This is a genomic window from Escherichia sp. E2661 (genome assembly GCF_004745185.1).
Lineage (GTDB): Bacteria > Pseudomonadota > Gammaproteobacteria > Enterobacterales > Enterobacteriaceae > Escherichia.
The window spans coordinates 146689-161166 of the sequence record NZ_PDIG01000017.1 but is presented as its reverse complement, the minus strand read 5'-3'; the positions used below and the strand labels follow the sequence as shown (position 1 = coordinate 161166).

Genomic DNA, 14478 nt, shown 5'->3' with positions numbered 1-14478 from the left:
TTTGAGTCACATTTTTAGCAGACAAGGAGTGACGGGTGAGGCGATTGCCGGGGATTTTACTGCTTACTGGAGCCGCGCTCGTTGTGATCGCTGCGCTGCTGGTCAGCGGCCTGCGTATTGCTTTGCCGCATCTTGATGCCTGGCGTCCAGAAATCCTCAATAAAATTGAATCCGCTACCGGCATGCCGGTAGAAGCCAGCCAGCTTTCCGCCAGCTGGCAGAATTTTGGCCCCACGCTTGAAGCGCGCGACATTCGCGCGGAGCTGAAAGATGGCGGTGAGTTTTCTGTCAAACGCGTCACTCTGGCGCTGGATGTCTGGCAGAGCCTGCTGCATATGCGCTGGCAGTTTCGCGATCTGACTTTCTGGCAACTGCGTTTCCGCACCAATACCCCCATCACCAGCGGTGGTGGTAATGATGGTCTGGAAGCCAGCCACATCAGCGACCTGTTTCTTCGTCAGTTTGATCACTTCGATCTTCGCGACAGCGAAGTCAGTTTCCTCACGCCATCCGGTCAGCGCGCCGAACTGGCGATCCCGCAACTCACCTGGCTTAACAATCCGCGCCGACACCGTGCGGAAGGTCAGGTAAGTCTCTCCAGCCTCACCGGGCAGCACGGCGTGATGCAAGTTCGTATGGATCTGCGTGATGACGAAGGGCTGTTAAGCAACGGCCGCGTCTGGCTACAGGCTGATGATATTGACCTGAAGCCGTGGCTGGGTAAATGGATGCAGGACAACATTGCGCTGGAAACGGCGCAGTTCTCCCTCGAAGGCTGGATGACGATCGACAAAGGCGATGTAACCGGCGGTGACGTCTGGCTGAAACAGGGCGGTGCCAGCTGGTTGGGCGAGAAGCAAACGCATTCACTGGCGGTAGATAATCTCACCGCACACATTACGCGTGAACATCCCGGCTGGCAGTTTTCTATTCCCGATACCCGGATCACGATGGATGGCAAACGCTGGCCGAGTGGGGCATTGACGCTGGCCTGGATACCGGAACAGGATGTTGGCGGCAAAGACAATAAACGCAGTGACGAACTGCGGATTCGCGCCAGCAATCTGGAACTGGCGGGACTGGAAGGTATTCGTCCGCTGGCAGCAAAACTTTCACCTGCGCTGGGCGATATCTGGCGGTCTACGCAACCGAGCGGCAAGATCAACACCCTGGCGCTGGATATCCCGCTTCAGGCAGCAGACAAAACTCGCTTTCAGGCATCGTGGAGCGATCTGGCCTGGAAGCAATGGAAATTACTGCCGGGCGCGGAACATTTCTCCGGGACGCTTTCCGGTAGTGTAGAAAATGGTTTACTGACCGCGTCCATGAAACAGGCGAAAATGCCTTATGAAACAGTTTTCCGCGCACCGCTGGAAATTGCTGACGGTAAGGCGACCCTAAGCTGGCTGAATAACGACAAAGGTTTCCAGCTTGATGGCCGCAACATAGATGTTAAAGCCAAAGCCGTCCATGCACGCGGTGGTTTCCGCTACCTGCAACCGACTAATGATGAACCCTGGCTGGGCATTCTGGCGGGTATCAGTACCGATGATGGTTCACAAGCGTGGCGCTATTTCCCAGAAAATCTGATGGGGAAAGAGTTAGTCGATTACTTAAGTGGCGCAATTCAGGGCGGTGAAGCGGATAACGCGACGCTGGTTTATGGCGGCAATCCGCAACTTTTCCCCTATAAACACAACGAAGGTCAGTTTGAGGTGCTGGTGCCGCTGCGTAACGCGAAGTTTGCCTTCCAGCCGGACTGGCCAGCATTAACTAATCTCGATATTGAACTGGACTTCATAAACGACGGTTTATGGATGAAAACCGATGGCGTCAATCTGGGCGGCGTGCGTGCGAGTAATCTCACCGCAGTGATCCCTGACTACTCGAAAGAAAAATTGCTGATTGATGCTGACATTAAAGGTCCGGGCAAAGCTGTTGGTCCTTACTTTGATGAGACGCCGCTGAAAGACTCTCTGGGAGCAACCCTGCAAGAACTCCAGCTCGACGGCGATGTGAATGCTCGCTTACATCTCGATATCCCACTGAACGGCGAACTGGTTACAGCGAAAGGCGAAGTGACGCTGCGTAATAACAGTCTGTTTATCAAACCACTTGATAGCACACTGAAAAATTTGAGCGGCAAATTCAGCTTTATCAATGGCGATCTGCAAAGCGAACCACTGACAGCAAGTTGGTTTAATCAGCCACTGAACGTGGATTTTTCCACCAAAGAAGGGGCGAAAGCCTACCAGGTCGCGGTGAATCTCAACGGTAACTGGCAACCAGCGAAAACTGACGTTCTGCCTGAAGCGGTAAATGAAGCATTAAGCGGCAGCGTGGCCTGGGATGGTAAAGTGGGCATTGAGCTGCCTTATCATGCTGGCGCAACGTATAACGTAGAACTGAACGGTGATCTGAAGAATGTGAGTAGTCACTTACCTTCGCCGTTAGCCAAACCCGCTGGCGAATCGCTGCCGGTTAACATCAAGGTCGATGGCAACCTCAATAGCTTTGAATTAACCGGACAGGCCGGCGCGGATAACCATTTCAACAGCCGCTGGTTGCTCGGTCAAAAGCTGACGCTCGATCGCGCTATCTGGGCGGCAGACAGTAAAACGCTTCCGCCGTTACCGGAACAAAGCGGTGTTGAGTTAAATATGCCACCGATGGATGGTGCCGAGTGGCTGGCGCTTTTCCAGAAAGGCGCGACGGATAAAGTCGGTAGTGCGGTGAGTTTTCCCCAGCACATTACGTTGCGTACGCCAGCGTTGTCGCTGGGAAATCAGCAATGGAATAACCTGAGTATTGTTTCGCAACCGATGGCAAATGGCACTCAGGTCGAGGCGCAAGGACGTGAAATCAACGCTACGCTGGCAATGCGCAATAACGCGCCGTGGCTGGCGACGATTAAATATCTCTATTACAACCCCAGCGTGGCGAAAACCAGTGGTGACTCCACGCCGTCGTCACCTTTCCCAACTACGGCGCGCATTAGCTTCCGTGGTTGGCCGGATGCGCAAATACGTTGCGCAGAGTGCTGGTTCTGGGGGCAAAAATTCGGTCGCATCGACAGCGATATCACCATTTCTGGCGATACGTTAACGCTGGCTAATGGACTGATTGATACCGGTTTCTCGCGGCTTACTGCCGAGGGTGAATGGGTTAACAATCCGGGGAATGAACGTACCTCGCTGAAAGGAAAATTACGCGGGCAGAAAATTGATGCCGCTGCTGAATTTTTTGGTGTCACGACGCCAATACGCCAGTCGTCATTTAATGTGGATTACGATTTACACTGGCGGAAAGCGCCGTGGCAGCCGGATGAGGCAACGTTGAATGGCATCATCCATACTCAACTGGGCAAAGGTGAAATTACCGACATCAGCACCGGACATGCCGGGCAATTGCTGCGCTTATTGAGCGTCGATGCTCTGATGCGTAAGCTGCGCTTTGATTTCAGGGATACCTTTGGCGAAGGTTTCTATTTTGACTCCATTCGCAGCACGGCGTGGATTAAAGACGGTGTTATGCACACTGATGACACGCTGGTGGATGGCCTGGAAGCGGATATCGCCATGAAAGGGTCGGTAAATCTGGTACGCCGCGATCTGAATATGGAGGCGGTTGTCGCACCAGAAATTTCCGCGACGGTGGGTGTGGCTGCGGCCTTTGCGGTTAATCCCATTGTCGGTGCGGCGGTGTTTGCTGCCAGTAAAGTGCTGGGGCCGCTGTGGAGCAAAGTCTCCATTTTGCGCTACCACATTTCTGGTCCGCTGGACGCTCCGCAAATCAACGAAGTATTGCGCCAACCGCGTAAAGAAAAAGCGCAATGATTTGACGATGGCGCGTAATTGCCCCAATCTCATTAGATAATCGTTGCCAAAGGCCAACGAGCCGGAACATAACCGTAGGTCGGATAAGGCGTTCACGCCGCATCCGGCAGCCTGTTGCCTGATGCGATGCGTCTTATCAGGCCAACGAGCCGGAACATAACCGTAGGCCGGATAAGGCGCTCACGCCGCATCCGGCAGGAAGGTAGATCAACCTGAAACGGCGGTCTTCTCACCGCCGCCTTTTACGCATTCGAGTAACGTTCAGTCTCTGGCATCCAGCGTTCTATCAGGGCTTTTGCCTGCTGTGGGTAACGTTCATGAATATGTCGCGCCAGGCGCTGAACTTCCGGGATCATCGCCTGGTCGCGCAGTAAATCTGCCACTTTAAATTCGGCATTACCCGTCTGACGTGTGCCTAACAGTTCACCCGGTCCGCGTATCTCCAAATCTTTCTGCGCAATCACAAAACCGTCGTTACTGTCACGCAGCACTTGCAGGCGGATTTGCGCCGTTTTGGAGAGCGGTGTTTTGTAGAGCAGGACACAGTGAGAAGCCACCGCGCCACGACCTACACGCCCGCGAAGCTGGTGTAACTGCGCCAGACCGAGACGCTCCGGGTTTTCGATAATCATCAGACTAGCGTTAGGCACATCAACGCCGACTTCAATAACGGTTGTGGCAACCAGCAGGTGTAGCTCGCCTTGTTTAAACGACGCCATCACCGCCTGTTTCTCGGCTGGTTTCATCCGCCCGTGCACCAGACCAACGTTCAGTTCCGGCAACGCCAATTTTAATTCTTCCCACGTGGCTTCCGCCGCCTGCGCTTCCAGTAATTCCGATTCTTCAATCAACGTACAAACCCAGTACGCCTGACGACCTTCAGTCATGCAGGCGTGGCGCACGCGGTCGATAATATCGTTACGGCGGGTATCAGGAATTGCCACTGTCGTCACTGGGGTACGTCCTGGCGGCAGTTCATCAATGACCGAGGTGTCGAGATCGGCATACGCGGTCATTGCCAGCGTGCGGGGGATCGGCGTGGCGGTCATGATCAACTGATGTGGATGGAAGCCCTGTTGCTGGCCTTTCTCCCACAATGCCAGACGCTGATGCACGCCAAAGCGATGCTGTTCATCGATAATCACCAGTGCCAGGCCGTTAAACTGCACCTGTTCCTGGAAAATGGCATGGGTGCCAACAATCATCTGCACCTGACCGCTGGCGATGGCTTCTTGCTGAGCCAGTCGCGCTTTACCTTTCTGCTTACCGGCGAGCCAGCCCACTTCGATACCGAGCGGTTCAAACCAGTTGCGGAAGTTATTGGCGTGCTGCTCGGCAAGTAACTCGGTTGGTGCCATCAGCGCCACCTGTTTGCCGTGCGCAATCGCACGCAGCGCGGCGAGGGCGGCGACCAGCGTTTTACCGGAACCTACATCGCCCTGTACCAGACGCATCATCGGCACATCCAGCGCCATATCGCGCTCGATCTCCGCCACTACGCGTGCCTGTGCGCCCGTTGGCTTGAACGGTAAGGCGGCGAGGAGTTTATTTTTCAGCGCGTCATTGGCGCTAAGCGGCTGGGCATGGAAACGTTGCGCTCCGGCGCGTAACGCCAGCATGCTAAGGTTGTGCGCCAGCAGTTCTTCCAGAATCAGACGACGTTGCGCCGGATGCTGCCCGGTTTCCAGATCGCTAAGTTGCAGCGTTGGCGGTGGGCGATGCAGAGTGCGCAACGCTTCCGGTAACGTCATCATTCCTTGTGACAGTTCCGGCGGCAGGAGTTCTTCAATGGCGCAGGTGTCGAGCAGATCCAACGCCTGATCGGTCAGTTTTCGAAGCGTCGCCTGCTTTACGCCTTCGGTGGTTGGGTAAACCGGCGTGAGCGTTTCCTGCAACTCTGGCGTACTGAGATCGCCCTGTACGCGGTATTCCGGGTGGATCATCTCCGCACCATATTTACCGCGCTTTGCTTCGCCATAGGCCAGCACGCGGCGGCCCGTCGCCAGGCTATTTTTCATCGCCGCGCTGAAATTGAAAAAGCGCATGGTGAGAATGCCGGAACCGTCGCTAATCTGGCAGGTCATCATTCGCCGACCGCCGAAGGAGATATTGCAGTTCAGCACTTCGCCTTCCACCGTGGCATAAACGCCCGGCAGTAGCTCACCGATGGGGTAGAGATGGGTGCGATCTTCATAGCGCAGGGGAAGGTGTAATAACAAGTCCTGCACGGTATGCAGGTTGATTTTCGCCAGTTTGTTACTTTGCGCTGCGCCCACGCCCGTTAGGGAACTGAGCGGGACAGCATCTAACAGGCGACCTTTCATGGCGCTTACCCTGCGGCCTGCATCGTGGCCCACCAGTCGGCATCGGCTTCAATTTCGCCTTGCTGATTGACGTGGGGGTAAGGCAGACCTTTGCGTTTTGCGACTTTCGCCAGCACCGGATAGCCGCCTTCAAACAACAAACGTTGTTGCTCTGCTTCCGGCAACATACTGTTTTCACGCAGGTACATGCCTGCGTTTTGCCGCTGGCGCTGGGCTTCGTAAAGAATGAGGGCTGAGGCAACGGAAACATTCAGCGACTGCACCATGCCGATCATCGGAATGATGATGTCCTGATCCGCCAGGGCTAATGCTTCCTGAGTGATGCCCGTTTTCTCCTGACCCATCAAAATACAGGTCGGGCGGGTGTAATCAATTTCGCGGAAATCGACAGCGCTATCAGAAAGATGGGTTGCCAGAATCTGCATGCCCTGGCCTTTCAGATGGGCGACGGCATCGCCAATGGTACGGTGCGTTTTCACCTGTACCCAACTGTTGCTGCCAGCCGCAGCTGAAGCCATAGTGCGCATCCGGCTGCCAGGCCAGACGGCGTGGACTTCGTGTACGCCAACGGCATCTGCGGTACGAATGATCGCAGAAACGTTATGGGGTTTGTGGACCTGCTCCATGCAGACGGTCAGATCAGGCTGCCGCCTGGCGAGCATTTCGCAGATACGTGCATAACGTGTTGGGTTCATAAAACATTAATTTCGGTTTCGGGTGACTTTAATCACGTCTGGCATCACGCGGATTTTGCGCATGATATTCGCCAGATGCACACGGTCACGGGCGGTCAGACGAATAAAGGCGCTGTAGACGCGACCATCCTTTTCTTCTGTATTCAAACTTTGAATATTGGAGTTGGTCGTATTGATCGCTGCCGTCAGGTTTGCCAGCGCGCCCTGATGATTGAACATCTCCACCTTGATTTCGGTGATGAACTCCTGCGCCGTCTCTTTATCCCACTCCACAGCCATAAACTTCTCTGGCTCTTTCTGGTAGCCACGGATGTTACGGCAGGATTCATGGTGGATCACCAGTCCTTTACCGGGGCTGACGTGGGCGATAATCGGGTCGCCAGGAATAGGGCGGCAGCATTTCGCAAAGGTGATCAGCACGCCATCGGCACCTTTAATTGGCAGATGTCCGTGACTTTGGGTCGCCGGTGGAATGGAAGCGTCCCCATGTTGCAGATTCTTCGCGACCACCACGCTCATCGCGTTGCCAAGACCAATTTCCGCCAGCAGATCGTCAAGCGTAGCCAGCTTCATGCGGTCCAGTTCACGCTGAATATTTTCCTGCGGGATTTCATTGAGCTTACGGCTACCACCCAACGCATGGTTGAGCAGGCGGCGGCCCAGGCTTACAGAATCATCACGCTTGAGGTTTTTCAGCAACTGACGAATTTTGGCGCGCGCTTTCGAGCTGACGACAAAATTCAGCCATGCGGCATTCGGGCGAGCGCCAGGTGCGGTAATGATTTCAACGTCTGGCCGCTGGTAAGCGGCTGCGACAGCGGGTAAGGCTGACGGTCAACGCGTGCGCCCACGCAGGCATGACCGATATCGGTATGCACCGCATAAGCGAAGTCGACAGGCGTTGCACCGGCTGGCAGCTCGACAATGCGCCCTTCCGGTGTGAAAACGTAAATTTCATCCGGGAAGAGATCGGATTTAACGCTCTCGATAAATTCAAACGAACTACCGGCGCTCTGTTGCAGCTCCAGCAGGCTTTGCATCCAGCGCTGGGCGCGGATTTGCGCGGTGGTGCTGGTTTCGCCGTGCTCTTTATAAGCCCAGTGCGCGGCAACACCCATCTCCGCCATCTGATCCATATCTTCGGTACGGATCTGGACCTCAACCGGCACACCGTGCGGGCCAATCATCGAGGTGTGCAAAGACTGATAGCCGTTCGCTTTGGGAATGGCGATATAGTCTTTCACACGACCCGGACGCGGCTTGTACAGGCTGTGCATCTGGCCGAGCACGCGATAACAGGTGTCGGAATCATTGACGATCACGCGGAAGGCGTAGATGTCCATGATCGAGTGAAAACGCTGCTCTTTGAGCACCATTTTGCAGTAGATCGAATAAAGATGCTTTTCGCGACCACTGACGCGGCACGGTATTCCCGCTTCCTGCAAACGCCCTTCGATTTCCGAGAGGATTTTTTGGATCATCTCTTTACGGTTGCCGCGCGCGGCCTTCACCACTTCTTTGATTACGCGATAACGGTTGGGATACAGCGCTTCAAAACCCAGCTCTTCGAGTTCGGTTTTAATGTGGTGGATGCCTAAACGGTGCGCCAGCGGGCTGTAGATTTCGAGAGTTTCACGGGCGATGCGGCGACGTTTGTCCGGGCGAAGTGAGCCCAGCGTGCGCATGTTGTGGGTACGGTCTGCGAGTTTGATGAGAATGACGCGGATATCCTGCACCATCGCCATAATCATCTTGCGAAAGTTTTCGGCCTGCGCTTCTTTCTTATCGCGGAACTTGAGCTTATCAAGCTTTGATACTCCCTCTACCAGTTCGGCGACGCTTTTACCAAAAAGCTGTTCCATATCCTGGTAGGTGGCGGGAGTATCTTCAATCACGTCATGCAGCAGCGCTGCCATTAGCGTTTCATAGTCGAGTTTCATCTCGGCCAGAATGCAGGCAACCGCTACCGGGTGCGTGATATAGGGTTCACCGCTTGAACGTGTTTGCCCCTCGTGAGCATCACGTGCAACGAGATACGCCTGCCGCAGACGTTTGATTTGGTCTTCCGGCAGGTAGTTTTGAATCAGTTGATTCAGGCTTTCAAACAGATACAAGGGCGACCCGCTTTGTGATTAACGACGACCTTCAGCAATAGCGGTAACGGCTTGTAATTCAGCGGCTTCCTGCTCTTGCTGTTCCTGGCGTTCGCGCACGTCGAGGATCTGGTTGTTGATCAGACCTTCTTCGATTTCGCGCAGCGCGATTACTGTGGTTTTATCGTTTTCTTCCGGTACCAGCGGATCCTTTCCGCCTACCTGCATCTGACGAGCGCGACGCGCGGCGACCAGTACCAGGTCAAAACGGTTACCAATTTTCTCTACAGCGTCCTGAACAGTTACGCGTGCCATACTTAAAAAGCTCCACAGGTGAAGAAATGACTGGGCATGATACTGAAAGAAGGTTCAGTCTGCCAACAATTTGCTGATTAAAGCGTCATGACGCTGCTTTTGGCGGCTCATGCGCAAGCGTTCGGCGCGAATGATAGTTTTTAGATCACCCAGAGCGGTGTCGAAATCATCATTCACTATTAAATAATCATATTCGGCGTAATGGCTCATTTCTGCAACTGCTTGCGCCATACGCTTTGCAATGACCTCTTCGCTGTCCTGACCTCGACCCCGTAAACGGCGGTCTAACTCAATTTTTGACGGCGGTAGAATAAAGATACTCCGCGCATGCGGCATTTTCTGGCGAATTTGCTGCGCGCCCTGCCAGTCAATATCCAGAAAAACATCCACGCCGCTCGCCAATACTTGCTCAATGGCCTCGCGTGAAGTGCCATAGTAATTACCGAACACTTCCGCGTGCTCAAGGAATGCATCTCTGCTAATCATCTCTTTAAATTCATCATGATTAACAAAGAAGTAGTGATCGCCATGTACTTCACCCGGACGCGGTGCGCGCGTGGTATGTGAAACAGAAACCTGAGTGTCGTACAACGGTTGGGTTTTTAATAAAGCCTGAATCAGGCTGGATTTACCCGCGCCACTGGGGGCAGAAACAATATAAAGCGTGCCTTGAGCCATGAGTATCTTTCGTATGTGATTAAGCGAAATAAAGCCTACATACGGGCTTATTATACACGGCGCGGCCATGTGACGTAGCCCTTGCTCACACTTTTTGCGCAAAGTTGTTGCGTTTTGCGTACCTGTTTCCGCAATTCCCGGTCATTTACTGCAACAAAGACGATTCTCTGGAAGCGTCATCTCACACTTTATTTTTGCCCCTCGGTTTTGCATTCATCTCGTTGTATATCTGCCCGCCTGACTACAGCGGAGGTGACGATGAAAGTATGGATTGCAGTGTTAATGAGTATTTTGTGCTGGCAATCATCAGCGAAGGCGGTCTGCCCGGCCTGGTCTCCAGCCAGAGCGCATGAAGAAATCTCCCGTCTACAACAGCAAGTAAAACAGTGGGACGATGATTACTGGAAAAAAGGGAAAAGTGACGTGGAAGATGGGGTTTACGATCAGTTAAGCGCCCGCCTTGCACAGTGGCAACGCTGTTTTGGCGAAGAGACAACGGGTGACGCTATGCCGCCGCCGTTGAGTGGCACGGTTATCCATCCGGTTGCGCATACGGGGGTACGTAAGTTAGTGGATAAAAATGCGTTACGTCTGTGGATGCATGAGCACAGCGATCTTTGGGTGCAGCCAAAAGTTGATGGCGTTGCGGTAACACTGGTCTACCGTGATGGAAAACTGATTAAAGCGATCAGTCGTGGCAATGGGCTTAAAGGTGAGGACTGGACGCAGAAAATACGCTTGATTCCTTCTGTACCGCAATCTGTTAGCGGAGCTTTGGCCAACAGCACCCTGCAGGGTGAGATATTTCTCCAGCGTGAGGGGCATATCCAACAACAAATGGGAGGAATGAATGCCCGTTCAAAGGTCGCTGGCATTTTGATGCGCCAGGACAATAGCGACACGCTGCATTCACTGGGCGTGTTTATCTGGGCATGGCCGGATGGACCACAGTTGATGGCCGAGCGATTACAGCAGCTTGCTACTGCGGGCTTTACTTTGACGCAGAAGTATACCCTTGCGGTGAAAAGCGCAGACGAGGTTGAGCGAGCACGTAATGAGTGGTGGAAAGCGAAATTGCCCTTCGTCACCGATGGCGTGGTGGTGCGAGCGGCTAAGGAACCCGAATCCCGTCATTGGCTACCGGGTCAGGCGGACTGGCTGATAGCGTGGAAATATCAGCCTGTGGCCCAGGTTACTGAAGTAAACGCGATACAGTTTGCTGTCGGTAAGAGCGGAAAAATCTCGGTGGTGGCGTCACTCGCGCCTGTCATGCTGGATGATAAAAAAGTCCAGCGGGTGAACATTGGTTCCGTCAGACGTTGGCAGGAGTGGGACATTGCACCTGACGATCAAATCCTTGTGAGTCTTGCCGGTCAGGGTATTCCACGCATTGATGAAGTGGTCTGGCGCGGAGCAGAACGCACAAAACCGACGCCGCCAGAAAACCGTTTTAACGCGTTGACCTGCTACTTCGCTTCTGATGTTTGTCAGGAACAATTCATATCGCGATTAGTTTGGCTGGGATCAAAACAGGTTTTGGGGCTGGAGGGCATCGGTGAATCTGGCTGGCGCTCGCTACATCAGACGCATCGCTTTGAGCATATTTTTTCCTGGCTTTCATTAACGCCAGAGCAATTGCAGCACACGCCGGGGATCGCGAAGAGTAAAGGTGAGCAGTTGTGGCATCAGTTTAACCTGGCACGTCAGCAGCCTTTTACTCGCTGGGTGATGGCAATGGGAATACCGTTAACCCAAACGGCGCTTAATGCCAACGACTTCAGCTCCTGGGCGCAACTTTTGCAGAGAAGCGAACAGTATTGGCAGCAACTACCGGGGACAGGGCTGCGTCGCGCAAGTCAGGTTATGGAATGGAAGAATAATGCGCAAATCAAGATGCTGGGCAACTGGCTGGCTGCCCAGCAGATCACAGGTTTTGTGCCTTAGTGGCCTTCGTGGCTGTAATAAAAAACCGGTAATCCCAGTTTAAGACGCAGCGCCAGCAAGCGAGCGAAAAAGCCGAATACCAGGGTGGAAATAATCACCACATCATGGTTGGAAACATAGTGTTGCAGTGCGATATACAGCACGGCGGAAGCAAAAGAAACCCCGGCGTACAACTCTTTCTGGAATACCAGTGGGATGCGTTTACAGAACATATCGCGCAAAACGCCGCCAAACACGCCAGTCGTCACAGCCGCGACAACGGCAATGATCGGGCCGTGTCCCATATCCAGCGCGACCTGTGCGCCAATGATAGAAAAAACCACCAGTCCGAGTGCATCGAGCACCAGAAAGACTTTACGCAGGTAAGGCATCACGGGAGCAACGATGGTGGTGAACACGGCGGCGGTGGCGACGATAATCACATACTCCGGGTGTTTGACCCAGCCAAGCGGATAGTGGCCCAGCAGAATATCACGTACTGATCCTCCGCCAATTGCGGTGGCGGTAGCAATGATAATTACGCCAAATGTATCCATGCGCCGCCGTCCGGCCGCCAGCGCCCCTGTCATTGCTTCGGCAGTAATGCCAACCAAATACAAAATGTGTAACAGCATGGTTCTCTCCCTAAAAATCTGCCTGGCAGGGTAGCGATTTGTGTGCATTGTCACGATTGAGATTTTTTAAGGAGAGAATGGATTGATAACTTGTAGTTATGTGAAATTGCTATTTTCTGTAGTAAGAATGCATTTTTCTGATTTTGTGATAAGTAAAATGCATTAGAAAAAGTATGGAGTAAATAAATATGAGGACGAAACTATATGCGTAGCGCCGCTGTAATCAACAACGGCCTACGGAGATATGTCGCTTACTCGATGTTCTGAATCTGCTCGCGCATTTGCTCGATCAACACTTTCAGCTCGATGGCGGAGTTTGTTACTTCGGCATTGATAGATTTCGACGCAAGAGTGTTCGACTCGCGGTTAAATTCCTGCATCATAAAGTCCAGACGACGGCCAACCGCTTCTTTTTTCTTCAGAATGTTGTACGTTTCTTTAACATGCGCTTCGAGGCGGTCCAGCTCTTCGGCAACGTCAATTCGTTGTGCCAGCAGAACCAACTCCTGCTCCAGACGGTTATTTTCCAGCTGTACCTGGGCATCTTCCAGCTTTGCGACCAGACGCTCGCGCTGCCATTGCAGGATTTCCGGCATATGGGCGCGGACTTTGACCACTTCGGCGGTGACGCCTTCCAGACGCTGCTCGATCAACGCTTTCAGCGCCTGTCCTTCGGTTTCGCGCGCGATGATAAAGTCATCCAGCGTACCATCAAGAGCAGCAAGAATTTCAGCGGCAATGGCGTCAAGATCCTGCTCCTGGGCTGCCATCACGCCCGGCCAGCGCAGGATATCAACCGGGTTGATTTCCCCTTCATCGCTCTGCATTTTTACCCAGTTCGCAGCAGTTACCAGCTGTTTAGCCAGTTTTTTCGTTGAGGATCAGCTCACCTTGCGCGCTGACATCGGGTTCATAGCGCAGGGTACATTCCACTTTACCGCGCGTCAGGCGAGAACGAATACGCTCGCGAACGACAGGTTCAAGGCTACGGAACTGCTCCGGCAGACGAAAGTAAGTTTCCAGATAACGCTGGTTTACCGAGCGCATTTCCCAGGTTGCGCTCCCCCATTCACCCTTGATTTCACGCCGGGCGTAGGCGGTCATACTGCGGATCATAGACGTTCCTGTTTATAAAAGGAGAGGTGGAAGGATTATAGCCATCGATGCCTTGTCAGGATAGGAATAACCGCCGGAAGTCCGTATAATGCGCAGCCACATTTGTTTCAAGCCGGAGATTTCAATATGCGTCCAGCAGGCCGTAGCAATAATCAGGTGCGTCCCGTTACCCTGACTCGTAACTATACAAAACATGCAGAAGGCTCGGTGCTGGTCGAATTTGGCGATACCAAAGTGCTGTGTACCGCCTCTATTGAAGAAGGCGTGCCGCGCTTCCTGAAAGGTCAGGGCCAGGGCTGGATCACCGCAGAATACGGTATGCTGCCGCGTTCTACTCATACCCGTAATGCCCGTGAAGCGGCGAAGGGTAAACAGGGCGGCCGCACGATGGAAATCCAGCGTCTGATCGCCCGTGCATTGCGCGCCGCAGTAGATTTGAAAGCCCTCGGTGAGTTTACTATTACGCTGGATTGCGACGTACTTCAGGCCGATGGCGGCACCCGCACTGCTTCTATCACCGGTGCTTGTGTTGCACTAGCCGATGCCCTGAATAAGCTGGTTGAAAATGGCAAGCTGAAAACCAATCCAATGAAAGGGATGGTAGCCGCGGTTTCTGTCGGTATTGTTAACGGCGAAGCGATTTGCGATCTGGAATACGTTGAAGACTCAGCGGCTGAAACGGACATGAACGTAGTGATGACCGAAGACGGGCGCATCATTGAAGTGCAGGGGACGGCAGAAGGCGAGCCGTTCACCCATGAAGAGCTACTCACCTTGTTGGCCTTGGCTCGAGGGGGAATCGAATCCATTGTAGCGACGCAGAAGGCGGCGCTGGCAAACTGATTTTTAAGGCGACTGATGAG

At 53.5% G+C, this 14478-nt stretch carries 8 protein-coding genes and 2 pseudogenes; 3 read left to right on the top strand and 7 right to left on the bottom strand.

Annotation, left to right across the window (positions count from 1 at the left end):
* Positions 1-35 precede the first annotated feature (35 nt).
* Positions 36-3836: an AsmA2 domain-containing protein YhdP gene (gene yhdP / locus CRI63_RS09095; RefSeq protein WP_135519288.1), complete on the top strand. Its 3801-nt coding sequence runs from the start codon at positions 36-38 to the stop codon at positions 3834-3836.
* 242 nt (positions 3837-4078) lie between these two features.
* Here yhdP and recG read toward each other — a convergent pair whose 3' ends face one another.
* The 5 genes and pseudogenes from recG to gmk all read right to left on the bottom strand — a co-directional run bounded on the left by recG (position 4079) and on the right by gmk (position 9941).
* A complete protein-coding gene (gene recG / locus CRI63_RS09090) occupies positions 4079-6160 on the bottom strand; it encodes an ATP-dependent DNA helicase RecG (protein ID WP_135519285.1) in 2082 nt (693 codons plus the stop codon).
* A gap of 5 nt (positions 6161-6165) precedes the next feature.
* On the bottom strand, positions 6166-6855 hold the full coding sequence (gene trmH / locus CRI63_RS09085; protein WP_130215148.1) for a tRNA (guanosine(18)-2'-O)-methyltransferase TrmH: 690 nt from the start codon (positions 6853-6855) through the stop codon (positions 6166-6168).
* A gap of 6 nt (positions 6856-6861) precedes the next feature.
* Positions 6862-8969 (bottom strand): annotated as a pseudogene (spoT, locus tag CRI63_RS09080) (bifunctional GTP diphosphokinase/guanosine-3',5'-bis pyrophosphate 3'-pyrophosphohydrolase).
* A gap of 18 nt (positions 8970-8987) precedes the next feature.
* The gene (gene rpoZ, locus CRI63_RS09075) at positions 8988-9263 is read right to left on the bottom strand and encodes a DNA-directed RNA polymerase subunit omega (RefSeq protein ID WP_000135058.1); all 276 of its coding nucleotides are present in this window, start codon (positions 9261-9263) and stop codon (positions 8988-8990) included.
* Between the two features lie 54 nt (positions 9264-9317).
* Complete coding sequence (gene gmk / locus CRI63_RS09070; protein ID WP_135519282.1) at positions 9318-9941, bottom strand: guanylate kinase; 624 nt, start codon at positions 9939-9941, stop codon at positions 9318-9320.
* 258 nt (positions 9942-10199) lie between these two features.
* On the opposite strand from gmk, the gene ligB reads away from it, so the two are divergent.
* A complete protein-coding gene (gene ligB / locus CRI63_RS09065; protein ID WP_135519279.1) occupies positions 10200-11885 on the top strand; it encodes an NAD-dependent DNA ligase LigB in 1686 nt (561 codons plus the stop codon).
* On the opposite strand, the gene CRI63_RS09060 is transcribed toward ligB, so the two are convergent.
* Entirely contained in the window at positions 11882-12499 is a 618-nt protein-coding gene (locus tag CRI63_RS09060) for a trimeric intracellular cation channel family protein (protein ID WP_064526048.1), read from the bottom strand. The two genes, ligB and CRI63_RS09060, sit on opposite strands and share 4 nt — an antisense overlap.
* A 251-nt stretch (positions 12500-12750) precedes the next feature.
* Positions 12751-13615: pseudogene (locus CRI63_RS09055) on the bottom strand (YicC/YloC family endoribonuclease).
* 126 nt (positions 13616-13741) lie between these two features.
* On the opposite strand from CRI63_RS09055, the gene rph reads away from it, so the two are divergent.
* A complete protein-coding gene (gene rph / locus CRI63_RS09050) occupies positions 13742-14458 on the top strand; it encodes a ribonuclease PH (protein ID WP_001247086.1) in 717 nt (238 codons plus the stop codon).
* Positions 14459-14478: the final 20 nt, after the last annotated feature.

What these genes read in the sequence shown, in the direction of transcription:
- recG (WP_135519285.1), bottom strand. Translation starts at nt 6,160, where the DNA reads ATGAAAGGTCGCCTGTTAGATGCTGTCCCGCTCAGTTCCCTAACGGGC.
- trmH (WP_130215148.1), bottom strand. Translation starts at nt 6,855, where the DNA reads ATGAACCCAACACGTTATGCACGTATCTGCGAAATGCTCGCCAGGCGG.
- rpoZ (WP_000135058.1), bottom strand. Translation starts at nt 9,263, where the DNA reads ATGGCACGCGTAACTGTTCAGGACGCTGTAGAGAAAATTGGTAACCGT.
- gmk (WP_135519282.1), bottom strand. Translation starts at nt 9,941, where the DNA reads ATGGCTCAAGGCACGCTTTATATTGTTTCTGCCCCCAGTGGCGCGGGT.
- ligB (WP_135519279.1), top strand. Translation starts at nt 10,200, where the DNA reads ATGAAAGTATGGATTGCAGTGTTAATGAGTATTTTGTGCTGGCAATCA.
- CRI63_RS09060 (WP_064526048.1), bottom strand. Translation starts at nt 12,499, where the DNA reads ATGCTGTTACACATTTTGTATTTGGTTGGCATTACTGCCGAAGCAATG.
- rph (WP_001247086.1), top strand. Translation starts at nt 13,742, where the DNA reads ATGCGTCCAGCAGGCCGTAGCAATAATCAGGTGCGTCCCGTTACCCTG.